Source organism: Bacteroides sp. RTP21281st1_H5_RTP21281_210402, from assembly GCF_040918965.1.
GTDB classification, from domain to species: domain Bacteria; phylum Bacteroidota; class Bacteroidia; order Bacteroidales; family Bacteroidaceae; genus Bacteroides; species Bacteroides congonensis.
Genome location: NZ_JBCOWR010000022.1, coordinates 1 through 25,819, shown reverse-complemented (window position 1 = coordinate 25,819; position 25,819 = coordinate 1). Strand labels below are relative to the sequence as shown.

The window sequence follows — 25,819 nt, the reverse complement described above, 5'->3', positions numbered from 1 at the left end:
TTTTCTCTTGCAAGTCTTCCGGATTCTTCGCATTTATCCCTTTTTTATCGCCTTTTTATCAAATAACTAGTCCACCTATCCAATGAAAATATTATATTTGCATCTATTATCAATAAAAGAGAAACACAAATTAAAAAAGTCATGAGTATAAAAGTTCGTTTGATTATTATGAACTTCCTGCAATTCTTCGTATGGGGGTCATGGTTAATATCTCTAGGTGGTTATATGGGCAGAGAACTCCACTTCGAAGGTGGGCAGATCGGAGCCATTTTTGCCACTATGGGTATCGCTTCATTGGTGATGCCCGGTATTATCGGTATCATTGCCGATAAATGGTTTAATGCGGAACGTCTATACGGACTTTGCCATATTGCGGGAGCAGCCTGTCTCTTTTATGCTTCTACGGCAACCACTTACGATCAGATGTATTGGGCTATGCTACTCAACCTGCTGGTATATATGCCAACCTTATCACTGGCCAACACTGTATCATACAACTCCCTTGAACAATATAAGTGCGACCTTATCAAAGATTTCCCGCCTATCCGTGTATGGGGAACAATCGGTTTCATCTGTGCCATGTGGGCGGTAGACCTTACCGGATTCAAGAATTCGAGCGCGCAGCTTTATGTAGGTGCCGTATCTGCATTACTACTCGGGATTTATTCTTTCACCCTTCCGGCTTGCCGGCCTGCCAAGTCGGAAAACAAATCCTTGCTTTCCGCTTTCGGGTTGGATGCATTGGTGCTGTTCAAGAGAAAGAAAATGGCTATTTTCTTCCTTTTCTCCATGCTTTTGGGGGCAGCGTTACAGATTACCAATACGTACGGCGATCTCTTTTTGGGTAGCTTTGCCAGCATTCCGGAATTTGCGGAATCTTTTGGGGTGAAACATTCGGTGATACTCTTGTCCATTTCACAAATGTCCGAAACACTGTTTATCCTCGCTATACCATTCTTCCTGAGACATTTCGGTATCAAGCAAGTCATGTTAATCAGTATGTTCGCATGGGTATTCCGCTTCGCCCTGTTCGGTTTCGGAGATCCGGGTTCCGGACTGTGGATGCTTATCCTTTCCATGATCATTTACGGCATGGCCTTTGATTTCTTCAACATTTCCGGTTCGCTGTTTGTTGAACAGGAAACCAATTCTTCCATTCGTGCCAGTGCGCAGGGATTATTCTTTATGATGACCAACGGATTGGGGGCAATCATCGGCGGATATGCTAGTGGTGCTGTAGTGGATGCATTCTCCATATATGCCGACGGCAAACTGGTAAGTCGTGAATGGACAGAAATATGGCTGATATTTGCAGCATATGCACTCGTCATCGGTGTTCTGTTTGCCTTGGTATTCAAGTACAAGCACCAGCGGGAGAGTCAAACAAATTAAGTAAGAAAAACAATGGACAAAAAGGTAGAATTACAAGTTATAAATATCACAAACAGCCAGGCGCAGATAGGCGCATTTGCCATGCTATTAGGCGAAGTGGACGGTGAACGGCAATTGCCGATTATCATCGGGCCGGCGGAAGCCCAGGCTACCGCTTTGTATCTGAAAGGAGTCAAGACACCCCGCCCGTTGACACACGACCTGTTCACCACAAGCCTCACAGTATTGGGAGCGAGCTTGATACGTGTGCTAATCTACAAAGCTAAAGATGGTATTTTCTATTCCTATATTTACCTTAAAAAAGATGAGGAAATCATACGTATCGACGCACGCACCTCAGATGCAGTGGCACTGGCAGTACGTGCCGACTGCCCGATTCTGATCTATGAATCCCTCCTTGAACAGGAATGCCTGCGGATGTCTGCCGAAAAAAGAAACCGCTCCGAAGAAACAGAGGATGACGAAGAATCCGAAGAAGAGCATAGTTCTTCCGCCCCTACTTCCCTCTCTCTCGAAGAGGCATTGCAACAGGCTATCAAAGATGAGAATTACGAATTGGCCGCACAGATACGGGATCAAATCAATTCAAGAAATAAAAATCAGTAACTAGTATTATGCACGTATTTTATACTCCCGATATACAAAAGAGCAAGGAACTTCCCGAAGAGGAAGCGCAGCATTGCATCCGTGTCCTGCGGTCAAGTATCGGAGATGAAATCACCCTCACCGACGGTAAGGGCAATTTCTATAAAGCAGAAATTACGGCTGCAACCAACAAACGTTGCCAGGTGGCCATCAAGGAAACGATATTTCAGGAACCGCTTTGGCCCTGCCATCTCCATATCGCCATGGCACCGACCAAGAACATGGATCGTAACGAATGGTTTGCAGAGAAAGCCACCGAAATAGGGTTTGACGAATTGACTTTCCTCAACTGCCGTTTTTCGGAACGCAAAGTCATCAAGACCGAACGGATAGAGAAAATTCTCATTTCAGCAATCAAGCAATCACTCAAAGCCCGATTGCCCAAGCTGAATGAGATGACAGATTTCGATAAGTTTATCACCCGGAATTTTAAGGGACAGAAGTTCATCGCCCATTGTTATGAAGGCGAGAAACCGATGTTGAAGAATATCCTGAAACCCGGAGAAGACGCACTCGTACTGATAGGCCCCGAAGGGGACTTCAGTGAAGAGGAAGTGAAGAAAGCCATCGGGCAGGGATTCGTTCCCATTAGCCTGGGCAAGTCACGGCTTCGCACAGAAACAGCGGCACTGGTAGCCTGTCATACGCTGAATCTGCAAAACCAATAACCGTAGAAACCGACTGAATCAATGATTATACAACTTTTAAATAACATAAGTATGGCAAAGAAAATGATTTCACGACTTTCGGTACTGGCAGTACTGATTGTTTTCCTGGCAGCATGTTCCAAGACATCAGAGTACACTAACGTGATACCGGCTGATGCCTCGGTAGTCGCTTCTATCAACCTCAAATCCCTTGCCGGCAAAGCAGGGCTGAACGATAAAGAGAATGAAGCTGCCAAACAAAAGGTATTGGAAGCGCTGAAAAGCGGAATGAATGCCGCCACTTTCCAACAATTGGAGAAGGTCATGAATAACCCCGGCGAATCGGGTATTGATGTAGAATCCCCGTTCTATGCTTTCTCTTCATCTTCTTTCCCATATCCTGCCGTCGTAGGTAAAGTGAGCAACGAGGATAACCTGCATGCTTCACTGGATGTGATGGCTAAAGAACAAATCTGCCAGCCGGTCAGCGAAGTTGACGGTTACAGCTTCACAACCATGAACGGCAGCCTGCTTGCTTTCAACAACTCTACTGTGATAATTGTCACCGTAAACGGTACTTCACAAACGGATAAAGCTAAAGAAGGCATCACTGCCCTGATGAAACAGACTGCCGACAACAGTATCGTGAAATCCGGCGCTTTCCAGAAAATGGAAAAACAGAAAAGTGATGTTAACTTCTTCGCTTCAATGGATGCTATTCCATCAACCTACCGCAACCAGGTAAGTATGGGCTTACCTGCCGAAGTGAAGCCGGAAGATATCACTTTCGTAGGTGGACTGAATTTTGAAAAAGGAAAGATTGTCCTCAAATCAGAAAACTACACAGAAAACGAAGCTGTTAAGGCGTTACTGAAAAAACAGATGGAATCGTTTGGCAAAACCAACAGTACTTTTGTCAAATACTTCCCGGCTTCTACACTGATGTTTCTTAACGTAGGCGTAAAAGGAGAAGGACTTTATAACCTGCTAAGTGAAAACAAGGAATTCCGAAACACAATATCCATCGCCAAGGCTGATGAAGTAAAAGAATTGTTCAGTTCGTTCAACGGTGATATTTCTGCGGGATTGATTAACGTTACCATGAACAGCGCTCCGACATTCATGCTATACGCAGACGTAAAGAACGGAAACGCACTCGAAGCTCTTTACAAGAACAAACAATCACTAGACTTGAAAAGAGGGGAAGATATTCTGGAACTTGGAAAAGACGAATATGTCTACAAAACCAGAGGTATGAATATATTCTATGGCATCAAAGATAAACAGATGTATGCTACCAACGACGAGTTACTTTATAAAAACATAGGTAAAGCAGCAGACAAGTCTATCAAGGAAGCTCCTTATGCATCGGAGATGAAGGGTAAAACGGTATTCTATGCTATCAACGCAGAAGCAATTCTCGAACTTCCTGTTGTCAAAATGCTGGCAGGTTTCGGCGGTCAGGAAGTAAAGACCTATCTTGAACTGGCCAATAAAGTATCCTACCTGTCTATGAGTACCGAAGGAGAAGTCAGTGAATTCGACCTCTGCCTGAAAGACAAAGACGTGAATGCCCTCAAACAAATAGTAGACTTTGCCAAGCAATTTGCCGGCATGTAATAATCTGTAAACAAACGGTATGAATAGTATTCACCTACAGCAAACACTTCCCCAAGTGTTTGCTGACCGTAATTCGGTGACTTCAGATGTATGGCATCAAGACCTTTTCTTCCGGAAAGGAGAAATGTATCTGATTGAAGCCGCTTCCGGCACCGGAAAATCGTCTTTGTGCAGCTATATCTATGGCTACCGCAACGACTATCAGGGGATTATCAATTTCGATGAAACCAATATCAAAGCATACTCCGTGAAGCAGTGGGTCGACCTGAGAAAACATTCATTGAGTATGCTTTTTCAGGATTTACGCATCTTCACCGAGCTTACCGCTCTCGAGAATGTGCAACTGAAGAATAACCTTACCGGCTGCAAGAAGAAAAAGGAGATTCTGACATTCTTCGAACAACTGGGTATCGCGGATAAGATAAACGTCAAAGCCGGTAAACTCTCTTTCGGACAGCAACAGCGTGTTGCCTTTATCCGCGCACTCTGCCAACCGTTCGATTTCCTTTTCTTGGATGAGCCTGTCAGCCATCTGGACGATGATAACAGCCGCATCATGGGAGAACTCGTCATTGCCGAAGCCGAAAAGCAGGGAGCCGGAGTTATCGCGACTTCCATCGGCAAGCATATAGACCTGCCTTATCATTATATTTTCAAATTATAACAGAAATGACTATGTATTATCATAAAGAGACTAGGCACGGATTACACGGATTACGCTGTTTTCCTATAAATCTTAAACCGTGAAATCCGTGTAATCCGTGCCAAAATCTTCCATATCAAAATAATCAAGTATAAAACAATGAATACCCTTGTCTGGAAACTTCTCCGTCAACATATCAGTATCGGTCAACTGACCGGTTTCTTTTTGGCCAATCTATTCGGCATGATGATTGTACTGCTTAGTGTGCAGTTTTATAAAGATGTCATTCCGGTATTCACCGAAGGGGACAGCTTTATGAAAAAGGATTTCATCATAGCTACGAAGAAAATTAGCACACTCGGTTCTTTTGCAGGAAAGAACAACACGTTTACCGCCGAAGACATCGCCGATCTGAAAAAGCAACCATTCACCAAAACCATCGGAGCTTTTACCCCTTCCCAATTCAAAGTATCAGCAGGGCTGGGAATGAGAGAGGCAGGCATTCATCTTTCCACCGATATGTTTTTCGAGTCCGTTCCCGACGAATTCGTTGACATCAAACTCGACAAATGGCACTTTGACAAAGAAACCCATACCATTCCCATTATCATCCCGCGCAACTATCTGAATCTTTATAATTTCGGTTTTGCCCAAAGCCGCAGCCTGCCCAAACTATCGGAAGGATTGATGGGACTTATCCAAATGGACATCATGATGCGCGGTAACGGACGGGTGGAACAATACAAAGGGAACATTGTCGGTTTCTCCAATCGTCTGAATACGATTCTCGTTCCTCAATCTTTTATGAAATGGGCCAATGAAAACTTTGCTCCGAACGCAGCAGCACAGCCTGCCCGATTGATTATCGAAGTCAGTAATCCGGCAGATTCTTCCATCGCCAGTTACTTCCAAAAGAAAGGATACGAAACGGAAGACGGAAAACTGGATGCCGGAAAAACGACTTATTTTCTCCGCCTCATCGTGGGCATCGTATTGGGAGTCGGTCTATTTATCAGTATCCTTTCATTCTATATCCTGATGCTCAGCATTTTCCTGCTACTGCAAAAAAATACGACCAAGTTGGAAAGCCTGCTACTAATAGGATACAGCCCCAACAGAGTGGCATTGCCTTATCAGATACTCACAGTTGGACTAAATGTTATCGTACTCGTCCTGTCCATCGGCTTAGTCTGCTGGCTACGCGGTTATTACATAGACAGTATCCGATTACTTTTCCCGCAACTGGAAACAGGAACGTTATGGGCTGCTATCAGCATGGGAATCCTGCTATTCATCGTTGTATCGGTTATCAACATATTGGCAGTCAAGAGAAAGGTTCTCTCCATCTGGATGCACAAGGCATAGATGTAATAATATTGCAAAAGTTTGTAATATCATACACATTCAGTATTGTTTCGATAAATCCTTTTTGCATTCTCGAAATAAGTGGTACTTTTACGCAGTTTTCACAAAGGCAATATATGATATGAAAAGTAAAACTACGTTCCTTATAGATAAAGGTTTGAGGGTTTTCTGTGCCGGAATACTTTCAAGCCTGTTTTCGTTATCTGCATCCGCGCAAAATATGCAAGATACGATCATCGCGTATTTCAATCTCCTGAAAAATGTACCTCAGGAAAAGTTGTACCTGCACCTGGACAAGCCATACTATGGAGCCGGAGAAAAACTATGGTTCAAAGGATATTTGGTAAATGCGGTCACGCACCAGGATAACACACAGAGTAATTTCATCATTACAGAACTCATCAACCGTTCCGACTCTATCGTAGAACGGAAAAAGATTCGCAGAGATTCCTTAGGCTTTCACAATGCCTTTACTCTCCCGCCCACCCTTCCTGCCGGTGATTATTATCTGCGGGCATACAGCAACTGGATGCTCAACCAGGAACCGGAATTCTTTTATTCACATAACCTGAAAATCGGTAATTCCATTGATAATACCATCATTTCAAACATTGAATACCAACAGGAAGACGAAACGCATTATACCTCAAAAGTAAAATTCACAAGCAATACACAAGAAGCCTTCAAAAATACGACCGTCCGCTACCGTTACATCGAGAATGGCAAAGTAAAAGACAAAGGCAAAAGAAAGACAGACGAAAACGGACTGATTTCCATCTCCTTACCGGATTTAAAGCCCACAGCAACGCGCCATATCGAGGTCGAATTCGACGATCCGCAGTATATATATAAGAAAACCTTTTATCTGCCTTCATTCAACAAAGACTTCAACGTCCAATTCTTCCCGGAAGGTGGCGCCTTATTGGCTGTCGCTCATCAAAACATAGCTTTCAAAGCTCAGGGGACAGACGGATTCTCGAAAGAAATAGAAGGATTCCTGTTTGACGCCAAAGGAGACACGTTGACCGCTTTCCGTTCAGAACACGACGGTATGGGAGTTTTCACCTTAAATCCAATCAGCGGAAATTCCTACTATGTGATGGCCAAAACCAATGACGGCATCAGCAAGCGGTTTGACCTGCCTGCTGTAGAACAAAGAGGAATCGGGCTTTCCATGTCACATTACAAGAAGGAAATACGCTATGAAATTCAGAAAACGGAGACTACCGAATGGCCGCAAAAATTATTTTTGCTCGCACATACCCGTGGGAAACTGGCAATTCTCCAACCAATCAATACCGGCAGGACTTTCGGAAAAATGAATGACAGCCTGTTCACCGCAGGCATTACCCATTTTATGCTCATCGACCAACAAGGAAACGCACTCAGCGAACGCTTGGTCTTTGTGCCCGACCGGAATCCCCATCAATGGCAAATCCAACCCGATAAACCGACATACGGGAAAAGAGAAAAAGTATCCCTGCAAATTTCAGCAAAAGATACTAACGGTAACCCCATAGAAGGCAATTTCTCCATCAGCATCACCGACAGGAGAAGCATCCAGCCGGATTCTCTCGCAGATAATATCGTATCAAATCTGCTGCTGACTTCCGATTTGAAAGGATATATAGAAGACCCCGGATATTATTTTCTTCATCAAGACCCCAGAACCCTGCGAACACTTGACTTCCTGATGATGACTCACGGATGGCGCAGACATCACATCAATAACGTACTGGCCGCCCCTTCACTGAATCTCACCAATTATATGGAAAAGGGACAAACCATCAGCGGACGAATCAAAGGTTTCTTCGGAAGTAATGTAAAGAAAGGGCCTATCTGCGTGTTAGCTCCCAAGCAGAATATCATTGCCACCACTACTACGGACGAGAAAGGAGAATTCATCGTGAACACATCTTTCAGAGACAGTACAACTTTCCTTGTTCAGGCACGTACGAAAAGAGGATTTGCCGGAGTAGATATAGAAATCGACACTCCCCAATATCCTGTGACCTCGCATAAATCCCCTTTCCGTGACGGAACGGCAACCTTTATGGAAGACTATTTACTCAACACCCGCGACCAGTATTATATGGAAGGCGGAATGAGAGTGTATAATCTGAAAGAAGTGCTTATCACAGGAAATCGCGCCAAGCCCCGTTCGGAAAGTATTTATACCGGTGGAATCAACACCTACACTATCGAGGGAGACAAACTCGAAAACTACGGGGCACAGACAGCTTTCGATGCAGTCAGCAGACTGCCGGGAGTCAGCGTGACCAACGGAAACGAGATTCACATCCGCAATAACCCCGAACAACCTGTCATTGTCATTGACGATGTTGTCTATGAAGACGACAACGATATATTGACTATGATACAAACCAGCGATATGTCAAGTTTGAGCCTTCTTCGCGGGGCAGATGCGGCAATATTAGGTTCGCGCGGTTCGGCCGGTGCCATCGTCATTACATTAAAAGATGGAAAAGACCTTCCCGCAAAACCCGCACAAGGTATCATTACGTGCACGCCACTGGGATACAGTGATTCGGTTGAATTCTATGCACCTGCTTACGATACTCCCGAAAAGAAGGACGCACAGCGCACGGACTTACGAAGCACTATCTATTGGAATCCGTCACTACAACTAAACGCAGAAGGAAAAGCAACCATCGAATATTATACTCCGGACAGCACTGCACCGGAAGATATAACCATAGAGGGGGTAGATAAGAACGGCAAGGCATGCCGGATAATACAGACGATAAACAAATAGCTGTTTAAAATATAACATAGTTCTGCAAATTTCCAGCCCTCTAATCTTGATAAAAAAGCATCTGAATGTCAAGCGGGTAAAAAAATATTTCGTAATTTTGCAGATATAAAAGAATGAAGCTATGCCGGACTATGATTTAATCACCATACTCGGGCCCACAGCCTCGGGTAAAACTCCCTTTGCCGCTGCTTTGGCCTATGAACTCAACACGGAAATTATCAGTGCCGATTCCCGTCAGATATACAGGGGAATGGACCTTGGCACAGGAAAAGACCTCGCCGACTATACGGTAAACGGACGTGCTATCCCCTATCACCTGATTGATATTGCCGAGCCCGGATATAAATACAATGTATTTGAATATCAACGCGATTTCCTGATTTCTTACGAATCAATCAAACAAAAAGGCTGTCTCCCCGTTTTATGTGGTGGTACAGGCATGTATCTCGAATCCGTTCTGAAAGGATACAAGCTCATGCCTGTACCGGAGAATCCGGAATTACGGGCTCGTTTGGCGAATCATTCGCTTGAAGAATTGACGGAAATATTAAGTCAATATAAAGCCTTACACAACTCTACTGACGTAGATACTGTGAAACGGGCTATCCGTGCCATAGAGATTGAGGAATATTATGCCGCCCATCCTGTGCCCGAACGGGAATTTCCGGAGTTGAACAGCCTTATTATCGGTGTAGATATCGACCGGGAACTGCGTCGTGAAAAGATAACCCGACGGCTGAAGCAACGCCTGGATGAAGGTATGGTGGATGAAGTACGGCGGTTGATTGAACAAGGTATCGCGCCGGATGATTTGATATACTATGGGCTGGAATACAAATACCTGACACTCTATGTCATAGGGAAATTGACTTATGAAGAGATGTTCAGCGGTTTGGAAATAGCCATCCATCAGTTTGCCAAACGGCAGATGACGTGGTTTCGCGGTATGGAAAGAAGAGGATTTACCATCCATTGGGTGAGTGCCGGACTGCCGATGGAAGAAAAGATAGCCTTTGTAAAAGAAAAACTGGAAGGGAATTAGTATCTTTGGCAGTTGTTTATAATGAGATTTTTAATACAGTAGGATAGAAATACGGATATGAGTGTAGAACCGAAGAAATGGGGTGTGATTTATAACCCGAAAGCCGGTACCCGAAAGGTAAAGAAGCGCTGGAAAGAAATCAAGGAGTACATGGACAGCAAAGGTGTTGACTATGACTATGTGCAATCCGAGGGTTTCGGTTCAGTAGAACGTCTTGCCAAGATTTTAGCAAATAATGGCTATCGAACGATTGTCGTTGTGGGCGGTGACGGAGCTTTGAATGATGCCATCAACGGTATTATGCTATCCGATGCCGAAGACAAAAATGATATCGCTCTCGGTTTTATCCCGAACGGTATCGGAAACGACTTCGCCAGGTATTGGGGACTCAGTACTGAATATAAACCTGCGGTAGACTGCATTATCAATCACCGGTTGAAGAAAATAGACGTAGGATACTGCAATTTCTATGATGGAAAAGAGCATCAGCGCCGTTACTTCCTCAATGCCGTCAATATCGGACTGGGGGCACGTATCGTGAAAATCACCGACCAGACGAAACGTTTCTGGGGGGTGAAATTCCTGACGTATGTCGCCGCCCTGTTCTCACTGATATTTGAACGGAAACTATACAGGATGCACCTGCGTATCAATGACGAACATATACGCGGACGTATCATGACGGTATGTGTGGGCAGTGCATGGGGCTGGGGACAGACTCCGAGTGCCGTTCCTTATAACGGGTGGCTGGATGTTTCCGTAATCTACCGTCCTGAATTTCTTCAAATCATCTCCGGTCTGTGGATGCTGATTCAGGGAAGAATCCTGAACCATAAAGTAGTGAAAAGCTACCGGACGAAGAAAGTGAAAGTACTCCGGGCACAAAATGCTTCTGTGGATTTGGACGGACGCATATTGCCGAAGCATTTCCCCTTGGAAGTGGGCATACTTCCTGAAAAGACAACACTTATTATTCCAAACTGATAATAATAGTAAGAAAATGATAGAACTTAAAAACAATCCTGCCGGCAACTTCTTTCTGTTGGCCGGCCCATGTGTAATAGAAGGCGAAGAGATGGCAATGCGTATTGCCGAACGAGTGGTAAAAATCACCGAAACATTGCAGATTCCTTATGTATTCAAAGGGTCTTACCGCAAAGCAAACCGTTCGCGTCTGGATTCGTTTACAGGTATCGGTGACGAGAAAGCGCTGAAAGTACTGCAAAAGGTACGCGATACCTTCGGAGTCCCTACCGTGACAGACATTCACAGCGCGGAAGAAGCTGAAATGGCAGCCGAATATGTGGATATCCTTCAGATTCCGGCTTTCCTTTGCCGCCAGACAGATTTGCTGGTTGCAGCCGCCAAGACCGGAAAGACGATTAACATCAAGAAAGGACAATTCCTCTCCCCGTTGGCTATGCAGTTTGCCGCCGATAAAGTGGTGGAAGCCGGAAATAAGAACGTCATGCTGACCGAACGCGGAACAACTTTCGGTTATCAGGATTTAGTAGTCGACTATCGCGGCATCCCCGAAATGCAGACATTCGGTTATCCCGTCATTCTGGATGTCACCCATTCATTGCAACAGCCCAACCAAACCAGCGGAGTGACCGGCGGAATGCCTCAACTAATAGAAACCGTCGCCAAAGCAGGTGTAGCCGTAGGCGTTGACGGAATCTTCATCGAGACACATGAGAATCCTGCCGTAGCCAAGAGCGATGGTGCCAATATGCTCAAATTAGACTTGTTGGAAGGCCTGCTTACCAAGTTGGTACGCATACGTGAAGCTATAAAATAACGTTTTTTCCTGTCAATTTGTGATTTGCAGACAAATACAACGACAAATTACTCAGAAACATTTATTTAAATTAAATAGAACATGAAACATTTATTACGTGGATTATTCATTGCAGTCCTTATTATATGCTGCAATTTTCAGCCCGTACTTGCACAACCCATGCAACAACTGCCCGTGGACAAGAATGTCCGTATCGGCAAGTTGGACAACGGACTTACTTATTACATCCGGCACAACGCACTTCCGGAAAAGCGTGTAGAATTCTACATCGCCCAGAAAGTAGGTTCTATTCTCGAAGAACCGCAACAACGCGGTCTGGCTCACTTCCTGGAGCACATGGCTTTCAACGGAACCAAACACTTCCCGGGTGACGAAACCGGACTGGGTATCGTGCCCTGGTGCGAAACCAAAGGTATCAAGTTCGGAACAAACCTGAACGCATACACCGGTGTCGAGCAGACTGTATATAACATCAGCAACGTGCCGACAGAGAATGTCAATGTCATTGACTCCTGCCTGCTTATCCTGCACGACTGGTCTAATGCCATCAACCTTGCCGACAAGGAAATCGACAAAGAACGTGGTGTCATCCGTGAAGAATGGAGAAGCCGCAACAGCGGTATGCTCCGCATCATGACAGACGCGCAACCCACCCTGTACCCCGATTCCAAATACGCTGACTGTATGCCTATCGGAAGCATCGACGTTATCAACAACTTCCCTTATCAGGATATCCGCGACTACTACGCGAAATGGTACCGCACAGACTTACAGGGAATTATCATCGTCGGCGACATCAACGTAGACGAGATAGAAGCGAAACTGAAGAAGGTTTTCGCCGATGTGAAAGCTCCTGTAAATCCTGCCGAACGTATCTACTATCCGGTAGCGGACAATCAGGAACCGCTTATCTACATCGGAACTGACAAGGAAGTGAAGAATCCTTCTGTAAATATCTTCTTCAAACAGGACGCTACTCCTGATTCCATGAAGAATACCATCGCCTATTACGCTACCCAATATATGCTTAGCATGGCGATGAATATGCTGAACAACCGCCTGAATGAACTTGCCCAGACAGCCAACCCACCTTTCACCAGCGCAGGAGCAGGATACGGCGAATTCTTCCTTGCCAAAACGAAAGAAGCATTCAGCCTGAGCGCAAGCAGCAAAATAGACGGTATCGACCTGGCAATGAAGACTGTACTGGAAGAAGCCGAGCGCGCACGCCGCTTCGGATTCACGGCTACAGAATATGAACGTGCACGCGCCAACTATATGCAAGCCGTAGAATCCGCTTACAACGAACGTGAAAAGACAAAGAGCGGTGCATACGTTGACGAATACGTGAGCAACTTCCTCGATAAAGAACCGATTCCGGGCATCGAATTTGAATATATGCTTGTCAATCAGATGGCTCCGAACATTCCGGTAGATGCAATCAACAAACTTATGCAACAGCTTATCACGGACAACAATCAAGTGGTTCTGCTTGCCGGCCCCGAAAAAGAAGGCGTGAAATATCCTGCCAAGGAAGAAATCGCAGCCCTGCTGAAAGAGATGAAGTCTTTCGACTTGAAGCCCTACGAAGACAAGGTTTCCAACGAACCGCTAATCTCCGAAGATATCAAAGGCGGAAAAATCGTATCTGAAAAAGCCGGAGATATATACGGCAGTACGAAACTCGTACTTTCCAACGGTGTGACGGTATATGTGAAACCGACTGATTTCAAAGCAGACCAGATAATGATGAAAGGTGTAAGTTTCGGTGGTACAAGCGTATTCCCGAACGAAGAAATCATCAATATTTCACAGTTGAACGGCGTAGCCCTGGTAGGTGGAATCGGTAACTTCAGCAAAGTAGACCTTGGCAAGGCTCTTGCCGGCAAACGTGCGTCTGTAGGTTCAGGTATCGGCAATACGACCGAGACTATTTCCGGTAGCTGCTCTCCGAAGGATTTCGAGACAATGATGCAGCTCACTTACCTCACATTCACTTCTCCGCGCAAGGACAACGAAGCATTCGAATCTTACAAGAACCGCCTGAAAGCGCAACTCCAGAATGCGGACGCCAACCCGATGACAGCATTCAGCGATACAGTGACACGTGCTTTATACGGTAACCACCCGCGTGCCATCAAGATGAGAGAAAGCATGGTAGACCAAATCAACTATGACCGTATCATTGAAATGTACAAAGACCGTTTCAAGGATGCAAGCGACTTCACTTTCTACCTGGTAGGAAATGTAGATTTGGAATCCATGAAACCGGCAATCGCCAAGTACTTGGGAAGCCTGCCTTCCATCAACCGTAAAGAGACTTTCAAGGATAACAAGATGGATATCCGCAAGGGACAATATAAGAATGAATTTGCCAAGAAACAGGAAACCCCGATGGCTACCATCATGTTCCTTTACAGCGGCACTTGCAAATATGACTTGCGCAACAACATCCTACTCAGTTTCCTCGACCAGGCTTTGGATATGGTTTACACTGCGGAAATCCGTGAAAAAGAAGGCGGCACATACGGCGTGAACTGTAGCGGAAGCCTCAGCAAATATCCGAAAGAGGAACTAGTTCTTCAGATTGTATTCCAGACTGACCCTGCCAAGACAGAAAAACTGTCTGCCGTTGTTGTAGAACAGTTGAACAAGATGGCTAAAGAAGGCCCGTCTGCCGAACACATGCAGAAGATTAAGGAATATATGTTGAAGAAGTACAAGGATGCTCAGAAAGAAAACGGCTACTGGCTCAATAATCTGGACGAATTCTTCTACACCGGCATCGACAATACGAAAGACTATGAAAAGTTGGTCAACAGCATCACAGCAAAAGAAGTTCAGGATTTCCTTGCCAAGCTGCTGAAACAGAACAACGAAATCCAAGTCGTTATGACTATGCCGGAAGAAAGCAAATAATATTCTCTAGCATATCAACAGAATGATGATACTCAACGAACTACGCAAACATGGAAGGCTCGCCGCCAAACGGCATCCGATGTATGAAAAGAACAAAGTAGCTAAAATACTCGGTTATGTCATGGGCGCGTTCTGGGCCGGTTACCTGATATTCTTCGGTACGACATTCGCGTTCGGATTTTCAGATATGGTTCCCAACCGGGAACCATATCATGTAATGAACGCTGTCGTCCTGATATTCATCCTGGCACTCGACTTCCTGATGCGTGTTCCGTTTCAAAAAACACCGACGCAAGAGGTAAAACCTTACCTCTTGCTGCCGGTTAAACGAAACCGTGTCATCGACTTCCTTCTTATCCGCTCCGGGCTTAGCCTGTTCAACCTGTTCTGGTTGTTTCTCTTTGTCCCTTTTTCCTTCATTACCATTACCAAGTACTTTGGTGTCTTCGGTGTCATCACCTATCTTATCGGTATCTTGCTGCTGATTCTTGCTAACAATTACTGGTACTTATTGTGCCGCACACTTATCAACGAACGTATTTGGTGGCTTCTATTGCCCATCGCTTTCTACGGTGGAATAGGCTGCCTTCTTTTTATTCCCAAAGATAGCCCGCTCTTCTATTTCTTTATGGACTTGGGCGACGGATATATCCAGGGAAATATCCTTTATTTCCTCGGCACTATACTTGTCATCGTCATTTTATGGCTGATTAACCGCAAGATTATGTCCGGGCTTATCTATGCAGAGTTAGCAAAAGTAGATGACAGTCAAATCAAACATGTATCCGAATACAAATTCTTCGAACGCTACGGAGAAGTTGGCGAATACATGAGACTGGAACTGAAAATGCTTTTACGTAACCGCCGATGCAAAGGTTCGCTACGCAGCGTCGGTATTGTAGTCGTAGCCTTCTCCGTCGCACTTAGTTTCTCCAGCGTCTACGACGGAAACTTCATGACTTCTTTTATCTGTGTCTATAACTTCGCCGTGTTCGGCATGATTATCCTTTCGCAGATTATGTCGTTCGAAGGGAACTACATTGACGGCTTGATGTCCCGCAAAGAATCTATAATGAGCCTGCTGAAAGCTAAATATTACACATATAGTATCGGCGAAATCATTCCTTTTATATTAATGATTCCCGCTATTGTCATGAATAAACTAACGCTACTAGGCGCTTTCGCCTGGTTTTTCTATACCATCGGCTTCATCTATTTCTGTTTCTTCCAACTGGCGGTTTACAATAAACAGACAGTAACGCTGAACGAGAAAGTGACCAGCCGCCAAACCAACAGCGCCATACAAATGTTGGTTAACTTTGGAGCTTTCGGCGTGCCGCTTATCTTGTACAGTATATTAAATGCACTTTTAGGTGAAACGGTTACTTATATTATCCTGTTGGCTATCGGTCTTGGATTTACCCTGACGTCTCCTTTATGGATAAAGAATGTATATCGCCGCTTTATGAAACGCCGGTATGAAAATATGGAAGGTTTCAGAGACAGCCGCCAATAGGCGCATGGGCATTAACTATATAAACATAGAAAATCATGATTACCATTGACAAACTTAAAAAGAATTTCGGTGAGAAGGTTGCCGTAGACATAGAACACTACGAAATCAATCAAGGCGATATGCTCGGATTGGTAGGAAACAACGGTGCAGGTAAAACGACTCTCTTCCGGTTGATGCTGGACTTACTGAAAGCGGACGATGGAAAAGTGGTTATAAACGACATCGACGTCAGCCAAAGTGAAGACTGGAAAGCCTTTACCGGTGCTTTTATCGACGATGGTTTTCTGATAGACTATCTCACTCCGGAAGAATATTTCTATTTCATCGGAAAGATGTACGGATTGAAGAAAGAAGAAGTGGACGAACGGCTCGTTCCTTTCGAACGTTTCATGAACGGGGAAGTAATAGGAAACAAGAAGTTAATCCGCAACTACTCTGCGGGCAACAAGCAAAAAATCGGCATCATCTCCGCCATGCTTCATTATCCGCAATTATTGATATTGGACGAACCTTTCAATTTCCTCGACCCAAGTTCGCAATCCATCATCAAGCATCTGCTCAAAAAGTATAATGAAGAACACCAGGCAACGGTTATCATTTCCAGCCATAACCTGAATCATACGGTAGATGTATGTCCGCGAATTGCTTTGTTGGAATACGGGATTATCATCCGTGACATTATCAATGAGGACAATTCAGCAGAGAAAGAGCTCGAAGCTTATTTCAATGTGGAAGAGTAAGGGGATTTACTATTTACAAGTTACGATTGACTATTTATGAGTTACTTTTGACTATTTATGAGTTACTTTTGCTGTTTATAAGTTAAGTACAGATGATGAAAGCAAAATTCAGACTAATATTCTTACTGGTAGGACTGACCGCCATTCTTAGTTCCTGCCGCACGTCCGCCCCTCGTTTGGATTACCAGGCATTGGCACGGGCTTCTATCCTGTTAGGCGTAGATATTAATCTTGAGGACAACCACAAACTCTACCTGGAAGCAGCCGACTGGATAGGCACTCCTTATCGCGGTGGCGGAGACTCGAAAAGAGGAACTGACTGTTCAGGCATGGTCTATCAAATATACCGGAAAGTGTACCGTATCCAAGTGCCGCGAAACTCGGAAGAACTAAAAGACAAAAGCAATAAAATAGCCAAGCGTAACCTCAAAGAAGGTGACTTGGTATTCTTCAGCAGCAACCGTTCCAAAAAGAAAGTAGCCCATGTAGGCATCTATCTGAAGAACGGGAAGTTCATCCATTCCAGTACGAGCCGGGGAGTAATCGTCAGCAGGTTGGGCGAAGATTATTATAGCAGGCATTGGATATGCGGTGGCAGAATACGTTAATCATCAAATCATCAACTCTAAATAATATATCATTATGAAGTCATTTATCGGAGCAGTCATATTTATCTGTGTGGCATTCAGCGCAAATGCGCAACTTTTGTGGAAAGTATCCGGCAACGGGATGGAACAACCGTCTTATATCATAGGTACACATCACCTCGCTCCGTTCAGCATCATGGACAGCATTGCCGGACTCAAAAAAGCACTGAATGAAACCCAACAGGTATATGGAGAGATAAAAATGTCCGAAATGCAATCGCCGGCTACCATGCAGAAGATGCAGCAGGCCATGATGATTGCCAATGACAGCACGCTATCTTCACTCCTGTCGCCCGAAGACTTCGCAACTGCCAACAAATTCTGTAAAGAGAACCTGATGATAGATTTAAGTGCAGCCCCAAAACTAAAACCTGCCTTCCTGTTGAATAATGTAGTAGTGGTAGCTTACGTGAAACATATCGGCAAATTCAATCCACAGGAACAACTCGACACCTTCTTCCAGTCTCAAGCCATGCAGAACGGTAAGAAAGTAGACGGTCTGGAGACTGCGGAGTTTCAATTCAACCTACTATTCAACGGCTATTCACTACAACGTCAGGCACAACTGTTGATGTGTACGCTTAACAACATCGACTCTGAAGTGGAAAACCTGAAGAAACTCACCAACGCCTACATGAAACAGGATTTGAATGAAATGCTTCGACTCAGCGAAGAACGCAAAGGCAACCAATGCGACCCGACTCCCGGTGAAGAAGATGCCCTAATTTATAACCGCAACAAGGCATGGGCGGAAAAGCTACCGGCTATCATGAAGACAGCTCCGACTTTTGTCGCTGTCGGCGCCCTGCACCTTCCCGGCGAGAAAGGATTGCTAAACCTACTAAAAAAGCAAGGATATACGGTAGAACCAGTGAAATAAAAGTAGCCCTGCGAAATAAGAGTAGAACCTGCGAAATAAGAAAAGTATTTAGTACTTTTGCGGAAAAGTTTTCCCCAATGAATTACAAAACCTATTTATTCGATTTCGACTATACACTAGCCGATTCGTCACGTGGTATCGTCAAGTGTTTCAGAATTGTGCTCACCCGCCACCAGTATTTAACCGTTACCGATGAAGCCATCAAACGCACTATTGGCAAAACACTGGAAGAATCTTTCAGTATCCTGACCGGAGTTACCGACCCGGCACAGCTTGAAACTTTCCGACTGGAATACAGAAAGGAAGCCGATGTTCATATGAATGTAAACACACGTCTCTTCCCCGACACGTTATCTACCCTGAAAGAGTTGAAGCAACGGGGTGCCCGCATCGGAATCATCTCTACCAAATATCGCTTTCGGATATTGAGCTTCCTCGAAGAATATCTACCAAAAGATTTCCTTGATATTATAGTAGGCGGAGAAGATGTAAAAGCCGCGAAACCTTCACCAGAAGGGGTACGGTTCGCTTTGGAACATTTGGGAAGTACGCCACAAGAGACATTGTATATCGGAGACAGCACTGTAGATGCAGAAACTGCCCGGAATGCAGGAGTGGATTTTGCAGCGGTGCTCAACGGGATGACTACCGAAGAAGAATTTCAAGCGTATCCGCATCGGATGATAATGAAAAATCTTGGAGAGTTGGTTTAGACCATTCATCATGGGTATAAATCTACGGATATTCCAAATATTATCCGTAGATTTATACCCAATATTAATAAAATGATTACCTTTACAGATGAATGGTAATAAACAAGTCTATGCAAAAGATATCAGAGATAGTAGCAGCCAAGGGCGGAGTGGTGACGATGGATGAGATTACCGACCGCGCCGAGTACAAGCGGATATTACGTGCCGTAGAACATGGAGAACTCATCAGACTGCGGCAAGGTGTCTATGCCGTGCCTATAGCCATACTCAATACAATGATTGACGTTGAGCGCATTGTACCACAAGGTGTACTGTGCCTCTATAGTGCATGGGCTTATTATCAATTGACAACGACTGTGCCGCCATCGTTTTGCATAGCAATCGAGGCTAAACGGAAAGTGAAGTTGCCAATAAGATTGCCAATAAACCTATATTATTGGAAAGCCGGCAATCTTGAATTTGGAATCGTTGATGTGGAAATCTCCAACTACCAGGTACGCATGACCGACCTCGAACGTAGTGTATGCGATGCCGTAAAATATCGCAATAAGATAGGTCTGGATTTGTGCGCTGAAATCATCAGAACCTACCTTCGAAAGAAAGAACGTAACCTCAGTCGTCTTATGGATTATGCAGAACGACTGCGGGTTACTAAAATATTGAATAATTATCTTGAAATTGCGATAGAATGACAAAATCGGCAAAGAATCATGCAAAGTCGGTGAAATCGAGGCTGCTCAATCTGATGAATGAAACCGGCTACCGATATATGTATCTGCTAGCACGATATTTCAACGAACGACTACTTTACCGGGTATCGGTAAGCCGTTATAAGGACAATTTTTTACTAAAGGGCGGGTCACTGCTCTATGCTATGGACGGCTTGGATACACGCCCGACCATTGATATTGATTTTATGGCAACGCAAATCAGTCGTGACCGTCAACATCTTGAGTCTGTGTTTCGTGAGATTCTTAGTACAGAGTGCGATGAGGACGGCGTAACATTTGATATCAAGAGCCTGACTTCCGAACCGATTACAATAGAAAAGCAATATCCCGGCACACGTTTTTTCGTGACAGCTCACATGGATACCATTGTGCATAATATGACGATGGATATCGGCTTCGGTGATGTAGTCACCCCATCTCCTGCATCCATAGATTTCCCGTTACTTCTACCTACACTGCCGCCAATCAACATTCAGGCATATTCCATCGAAACGGTTATTGCCGAGAAGTTTCACACGATGATTGACCGGGATGTGGCAAACAGCCGCATGAAGGATTTCTTTGATTGCTATCAGATTATAACGACACGCGAAATTGATGATCCGGTGTTGTACAATGCCATAAAAGCGACTTTTGACAACCGTAAGTTACAACCAAACCCGGATTTGAAACTCTTTAGCGAAGATTTTGTGACAGACAAGGGACGACTAAACCGTTGGGCGACATTTTTGAAGAAAATTCAATGGGAAGAACAGATACCATTCACCAAAGTAATGGACGCTATTAGAGAACGTCTGGAAGGAATGCTCATAAAATATTGGAGAGAAAAAGCATTAGAATCATAAGCTACTATGACAGCTGAATACACATTCCCTGAAGCTCAAAACATTGTGGTGTCAGGCGACATCCACGGTGATTTCAACACACTTGTTCACAAATGCTGTGTAAGATACGGCATGACCGGCACGCTCATTATTGTAGCCGGTGACTGCGGATTCGGTTTTAATCGCCCGGACTTTTACGAGAATGTGTACACAAAGAACAGAGAAAGACTCGCGAAATCCAACAACTGGATTGTTATGGTTCGTGGCAATCATGACAACCCTGCCTACTTCGTCTCCGGGCAGATAACGCACAACCGTTTCATGACCGTCCCGGACTACTCTATTATACGAGCTTGTGGTCACACGATATTGTGTGTAGGAGGAGCAGTATCTATAGACAGATCCTATCGGATTAGTAACCCGAACTACCACCATATAACACCAAATCCGTTCGCTCGTAATCTGTATTGGGCTGACGAAAAGCCAGTTTATGATAAAACTCTTCTTGATGAAATCACGAAGAGATACGTTGTAGACAGTGTTGTCACCCATACATCACCAACATTTTGCGAACCAATCAACAAAATCGGGTTGGAGAAATGGGCAGAGAATGACGAAACACTATTTGCCGACATCGCGGAAGAACGTGCGACAATGGATAAACTTTACGCTTATCTACTTGTCAACGGACACGATGTGACGAATTGGTTTTACGGACACTTTCATCGCAGTTGGCATGACATCATTGGGAACTGCCGGTTTAGAATGCTTGATATAATGGAATTGACAGAGTTGAAACTAATGTTATAATAATTGATAGTTGACAAGGCCTCAGATGCAAGTTGAGCCACTTGCGAAACTTCAATTTATTATTTAGCCGATGGCATCAATAATTTGCTGGGGTGTCATCACCAAAGCGTCACTTTCACGAAGCGGCTTTTGTTTCAAGAATAATACCGGAACTATTTCCTGTTCTTTCAGGAAAGGGAGTTTCCGGGCTTTGGCTGTCAGTTCATAGATCAGCCTGTCCGCATCTTCCCCTTCCGTCCATTTACATTCCCCTACCAAGAGTCTTTTGCCATCCATACTTTGCGCCACTACGTCCAGTTCGATAGCTTCATCCCTCGATACATTCCCCCACCAACGCCCGGCAATATTGTACATCTCTCCACCGATCATTCCGCCACTGACAGCCTGGCGGCATAGCTTTTCCCACCAGGCAGATACATAACGGGAGAATTGCGAACGGATAACATCCGTCACAAAACCGGAACGTCCGAGTTCTATCAGCGAACGGTTGGGAACCACAAAGTGAAAATAGAAATCCATAAACGGATCACTTACTTTATACAAGCTCTTCTTACTATTCTTGGGGTTCTCACCGAAAGGAATCTCCCGTTCGATGAAATCCAGTTGGCGCAGTTTCTCTAATGGGCCAGACAAATGAGTAGCCGGCTTTTCCAGGCGTGCGGCAATTTCCGATAATCTGTTGGCACCGTTCCCAATCACAGAGAGAAGGGTCGACGCCTGAATTACATCCCGCATATCATCCATAAACAGACGGATTGGTTCTTCGTACAGTGTACCCAACGGATTGAGTATATTGTAAGCTATCGACTCCTGCAAGCCGTCATCCTGCAACCGCAGTTCCCAATAACGGGGTACACCTCCCCACACAGCATATTCTTCCACCGTACTCACAGCATCCGAATGCAATACTTCCTGTAAATACTTAATATGTATAGGAGATAGTTTTAGCATCTGGTCTGCACGTCCGTACAGCGGGGCACTACCATCAAGTATTAACCCTTGCATTAATTGTTGGGAAGAACCGCAAATAATTAAGTTATATTTCAGGCTACGAGAATCTATCAATCTTTGCAACAGGGCAGGAAGTTCGGGAGAACTCTTAACCAAATATGGAAACTCATCCAAACAGAGTGAAAAGCGCTCCTGCGTCCGATGGTTAAGAGCAGTCAGCAATGCTTCCCAATCGGGATATACCACCTTATCAAAATCCGGCATTACCATGCCGATTTCTTTGGCAAGCAGGCTGATTTGATGCGCACGTTCCGTTTGGTCGGCCATATAGTACACATCATTTGGAGTCAGCACCTTTTTTATCAAGGTAGACTTTCCTAACCTGCGTCTGCCATATACAACGACAAATGCAGCTTTCTCACCGTTCAACGCCTTTTGAAGGCGTTTTTGTTCTTCAATCCGATCTACAAATTCCATAGCTAAAACATTATAGAATACAAAAATAATGTTTCTACTCCATAATAACAAACATCTTACTTGTTTTCTCGTTTGAGTTCTCTTCTTCATTATCTTCTATACCCAACATCTATAAATCTCGCACTAACTTTCCGTAACTGGCTTATGGACTGTTATAGACTACAATTCGACTCTCCTGCACCTACGAAAAAAAGTTTATAGCAATTTTGCCCTCATACTCTCATATTTTACCTGAATCCCTTTATTCATCGACATTTCAGCTATGAGAGCAACTATGAGGGTAACTATGAGGGTAAAAGTTACTCTCATACATCACCGACTCTTCCCGACTGCAACTCCAAACAATAATGCTTGATTCACAGGATGTTAACAGTTATCATCTCAGCTATTAATACTTGACATCCCAACTAGTAATAGCTGAGAAGTCAAGTATTAATAGCTGATAAATGACCTATTTACATCCAATAAATGATATAGCAATACCCAAAAAGTAGATTAGATGGATTACTTTTTATTTTCATCCATCCACTTCTTCAACATTCCGGACTCTTCATGACAAAAAGTAGTTAATTGGCTTATCAACCGACCGGATTGTGATAGAAGAACCACGGCAGACATCAGTTCTGAAGTAAGTTTCAGTGCTTTCAGGCGGGTATTCGGTTCGTTCATATGGATGAAATAGAGCGAAAAAGCCTGATAAAGTATCGGAATATAACGTTCCCACGGAAGCTCCAAACTGGAAAATAATGCTTTTGATTTTTCCAGTTTACGGAAAAGATAGTGAGGTAAATCATCTCCCGGGTTAAGTTTACATCGGGAAGAGGAAAGCACTTCTTGAGCAAAACGTTCAAAATAGGCCTTTAGAGCGGTCATTTCTTCTGCTGAAATAGAATCCGTCAAAAGAGATTCTGCAGATTGGTCGACGACAGTATCTGCCGGAGTGACTTCGGGACACATAGTGTGTTCTGTATCCATAATAATAAGGTATTAAATAGGCAGAAAAAAAGAGCGGTTCCGCCTGACCCGTTACCTAACACTCTCGCAAGCTGGGGGCACATTAATGCTCCCCACGGGGGACGAAACCGCATATCATCAAACAGCAGCAGGCATAAAAATGCCCGCTACCGAATCTGAAGCAGGTTCACCGCTTGCGAGGTAGAATGTTAGGTATTGCAAATATACTATCTTTTTTAAAACAATCACATTGTATAAGAATAAAACTTTGCCTTTTTCTTGACTTAGCTATAGGACAATCAATCTCCCGTGTACTAAGAAAAGTCGTAAGGCTACAGTTGAGTTATAGTTTCCTACCCTGAAACTCCAGTTTCATCAGCTTGAAACTTTAGTTTCATACACTTGAAACTAAAAGTTTCATTACTTGGAAGTAAGCATTCGGCCTTGTGCGTGTTTGTTTCCCTTGTTTTCCTTCCTACCTTTGTGACTTCATAATCATCTTAATCCATTATGTGTTCAGTATTAGTATTTTCTAATGAAAGTGAAAAGCTGCGTAGTCTCTTGTCTGAGTCTAATCATTTTGATTCTGTTCTTTTCATATTTGATGGTGGTCGTCGTTATAAAGTATCGGCTTCCAGTCTTGGTATCCATTCCCCTCAGGACCTACTTCTCCCTTTAGGTCTTGGTCTTTTCCGTAGCAGTCCTTTCTAGTCTTATTACCTTTATCCCCAAGGTTGTAATTTCCATAAAGGAATTGACGGTCTTTGTGGTGAGGTCATCCGGCACACGGGTTCTTACGTGTCAGAGCAGAGTTGCCATATTTTTCTTGACCGTTCCCGTAGCAGGTTGCATATCCTTTATCGGTGCGACGACGAATACCGTCTGGAATGCCGTCGTCTGAACCACGGTTCTTTCCTCTTGAAAAAGAACGAACGGAAGAGGGATTTTCTTCAAATTTCCTGGAATCGCCTGAATGAACTGCTTACAGTTAAAAAGTATCGGAAAACAGTTGAAAAGTAATCTCCCCTCCTATAAGCCGTACAGCTTTATTTTGATAACTTTGCCACATAATAAAAAAGTGGATATACAGTGAAAGAACCAGTCATTACCCTTACTTTGGAAGAGTACGAAGAGTTGCGCAAGGAACGTGAACGTCTTGAAAAGGAGCATGCGGAACTTCAGAGAAAATACGAAGCCTCTTTGCGGGAGTATTCCCGCCAGGCCGGGGAAATCTCAGCCTGTACAGCCGTCATAGCTGACTTGAGATGGAAATTGGCTGACTTGACACGCCGTTTATGGGGTAAATCCAGTGAAAAACGTCATCTTCCCGAAGATGCCAGCCAATTGAGCATCTGTTTCGAATCCCCGTCCGATGTCAATGACCCGGTAGCGGAAGAACAGAAAATAGCTGAGAAATCTGTCAAATCGGAGAATGGTTACAACCGTTTCCGTAAGAGCTTCACCAAAAAGATTACTCCCCACGCCCGTAAGCCCATCGACCCGTCCCTTCCCCGTGAGGAAATCATCATTCCCATGCCGGAAGGTCTTTCCCTGGAGGGAGCGACAAAGCTGGGGGAGGAAGTGAGCGAACAATATGCCGTCAGCCCTGCGCGATTCTATGTGAGACGCATCATCCGCCCTAAATACCGGCTTGCCGACGGTCGTATCATGACTGCTCCCATGCCCGTAATGGCACACCCTCACAGCAATGCGTCGGAAAGTATAC

Annotated in this window: 21 protein-coding genes and 2 pseudogenes; 21 read left to right on the top strand and 2 right to left on the bottom strand. The window is 44.4% G+C overall.

What is annotated here, in order from left to right; all coding sequences use genetic code 11:
- Positions 1-141: 141 nt before the first annotated feature.
- The 19 genes from AB5443_RS22160 (at position 142) to AB5443_RS22070 (ending at position 21,711) form a co-directional block, all read left to right on the top strand.
- Positions 142-1,392 carry a nucleoside permease gene (locus AB5443_RS22160; RefSeq protein WP_368114483.1) on the top strand — a complete coding sequence of 417 codons (1,251 nt, stop codon included), beginning with the start codon at positions 142-144 and terminating at the stop codon, positions 1,390-1,392.
- Between the two features lie 12 nt (positions 1,393-1,404).
- Positions 1,405-1,998, top strand: coding sequence for a bifunctional nuclease family protein (locus AB5443_RS22155; protein WP_073347798.1), 594 nt, complete (start codon positions 1,405-1,407; stop codon positions 1,996-1,998).
- An 8-nt stretch (positions 1,999-2,006) separates the two neighbouring features.
- The gene (locus tag AB5443_RS22150) at positions 2,007-2,705 is read left to right on the top strand and encodes a 16S rRNA (uracil(1498)-N(3))-methyltransferase (RefSeq protein ID WP_022139883.1); all 699 of its coding nucleotides are present in this window, start codon (positions 2,007-2,009) and stop codon (positions 2,703-2,705) included.
- Between the two features lie 51 nt (positions 2,706-2,756).
- Positions 2,757-4,304 (top strand): DUF4836 family protein, encoded by a 1,548-nt coding sequence (locus AB5443_RS22145; protein WP_368114482.1) that lies wholly within the window; start codon positions 2,757-2,759, stop codon positions 4,302-4,304.
- A 19-nt stretch (positions 4,305-4,323) separates the two neighbouring features.
- The gene (locus AB5443_RS22140; RefSeq protein WP_368114481.1) at positions 4,324-4,968 is read left to right on the top strand and encodes an ATP-binding cassette domain-containing protein; all 645 of its coding nucleotides are present in this window, start codon (positions 4,324-4,326) and stop codon (positions 4,966-4,968) included.
- A gap of 138 nt (positions 4,969-5,106) precedes the next feature.
- Positions 5,107-6,312: an ABC transporter permease gene (locus AB5443_RS22135; RefSeq protein ID WP_368114480.1), complete on the top strand. Its 1,206-nt coding sequence runs from the start codon at positions 5,107-5,109 to the stop codon at positions 6,310-6,312.
- A gap of 121 nt (positions 6,313-6,433) precedes the next feature.
- Positions 6,434-9,088, top strand: a complete 2,655-nt coding sequence (locus AB5443_RS22130) for a TonB-dependent receptor plug domain-containing protein (RefSeq protein ID WP_368114479.1) — start codon at positions 6,434-6,436, stop codon at positions 9,086-9,088.
- Between the two features lie 121 nt (positions 9,089-9,209).
- A complete protein-coding gene (gene miaA / locus AB5443_RS22125; RefSeq protein ID WP_368114478.1) occupies positions 9,210-10,130 on the top strand; it encodes a tRNA (adenosine(37)-N6)-dimethylallyltransferase MiaA in 921 nt (306 codons plus the stop codon).
- A gap of 57 nt (positions 10,131-10,187) precedes the next feature.
- Positions 10,188-11,114, top strand: a complete 927-nt coding sequence (locus AB5443_RS22120) for a diacylglycerol kinase family protein (RefSeq protein ID WP_368114477.1) — start codon at positions 10,188-10,190, stop codon at positions 11,112-11,114.
- 16 nt (positions 11,115-11,130) lie between these two features.
- Entirely contained in the window at positions 11,131-11,931 is an 801-nt protein-coding gene (gene kdsA / locus AB5443_RS22115; RefSeq protein WP_368114476.1) for a 3-deoxy-8-phosphooctulonate synthase, read from the top strand.
- An 81-nt stretch (positions 11,932-12,012) separates the two neighbouring features.
- Positions 12,013-14,850 (top strand): M16 family metallopeptidase, encoded by a 2,838-nt coding sequence (locus AB5443_RS22110; protein WP_368114475.1) that lies wholly within the window; start codon positions 12,013-12,015, stop codon positions 14,848-14,850.
- A 22-nt stretch (positions 14,851-14,872) separates the two neighbouring features.
- Positions 14,873-16,366, top strand: coding sequence for a DUF5687 family protein (locus AB5443_RS22105; RefSeq protein ID WP_277132543.1), 1,494 nt, complete (start codon positions 14,873-14,875; stop codon positions 16,364-16,366).
- A 35-nt stretch (positions 16,367-16,401) separates the two neighbouring features.
- Positions 16,402-17,106: an ABC transporter ATP-binding protein gene (locus tag AB5443_RS22100; RefSeq protein ID WP_022139893.1), complete on the top strand. Its 705-nt coding sequence runs from the start codon at positions 16,402-16,404 to the stop codon at positions 17,104-17,106.
- Positions 17,107-17,201: 95 nt separating this feature from the next.
- A complete protein-coding gene (locus tag AB5443_RS22095) occupies positions 17,202-17,714 on the top strand; it encodes a C40 family peptidase (RefSeq protein WP_195406042.1) in 513 nt (170 codons plus the stop codon).
- 34 nt (positions 17,715-17,748) lie between these two features.
- A complete protein-coding gene (locus tag AB5443_RS22090) occupies positions 17,749-18,633 on the top strand; it encodes a TraB/GumN family protein (RefSeq protein ID WP_195405957.1) in 885 nt (294 codons plus the stop codon).
- A gap of 77 nt (positions 18,634-18,710) precedes the next feature.
- Positions 18,711-19,346, top strand: a complete 636-nt coding sequence (locus AB5443_RS22085; protein ID WP_368114474.1) for an HAD-IA family hydrolase — start codon at positions 18,711-18,713, stop codon at positions 19,344-19,346.
- A gap of 110 nt (positions 19,347-19,456) precedes the next feature.
- The gene (locus tag AB5443_RS22080; RefSeq protein WP_277132551.1) at positions 19,457-20,038 is read left to right on the top strand and encodes a type IV toxin-antitoxin system AbiEi family antitoxin domain-containing protein; all 582 of its coding nucleotides are present in this window, start codon (positions 19,457-19,459) and stop codon (positions 20,036-20,038) included.
- Positions 20,035-20,922 (top strand): nucleotidyl transferase AbiEii/AbiGii toxin family protein, encoded by an 888-nt coding sequence (locus tag AB5443_RS22075; RefSeq protein ID WP_277132553.1) that lies wholly within the window; start codon positions 20,035-20,037, stop codon positions 20,920-20,922. Before AB5443_RS22080 ends, AB5443_RS22075 begins: the two co-directional genes overlap by 4 nt.
- 6 nt (positions 20,923-20,928) lie before the next feature.
- Positions 20,929-21,711: a metallophosphoesterase gene (locus AB5443_RS22070; protein WP_277132555.1), complete on the top strand. Its 783-nt coding sequence runs from the start codon at positions 20,929-20,931 to the stop codon at positions 21,709-21,711.
- Positions 21,712-21,774: 63 nt separating this feature from the next.
- Here AB5443_RS22070 and AB5443_RS22065 read toward each other — a convergent pair whose 3' ends face one another.
- On the bottom strand, positions 21,775-23,139 hold the full coding sequence (locus AB5443_RS22065; RefSeq protein WP_277132557.1) for an ATP-binding protein: 1,365 nt from the start codon (positions 23,137-23,139) through the stop codon (positions 21,775-21,777).
- A gap of 504 nt (positions 23,140-23,643) precedes the next feature.
- Positions 23,644-24,114, bottom strand: a complete 471-nt coding sequence (locus AB5443_RS22060) for a hypothetical protein (protein WP_073347787.1) — start codon at positions 24,112-24,114, stop codon at positions 23,644-23,646.
- Positions 24,115-24,819: 705 nt separating this feature from the next.
- Between AB5443_RS22060 and tnpB the strand changes: the two are divergent.
- Together tnpB and AB5443_RS22050 are read left to right on the top strand one after the other, a co-directional pair.
- Positions 24,820-25,113: pseudogene (gene tnpB / locus AB5443_RS22055) on the top strand (IS66 family insertion sequence element accessory protein TnpB); the annotation flags it as partial.
- Positions 25,114-25,182: 69 nt separating this feature from the next.
- Positions 25,183-25,819 (top strand): annotated as a pseudogene (locus AB5443_RS22050) (IS66 family transposase); the annotation flags it as partial.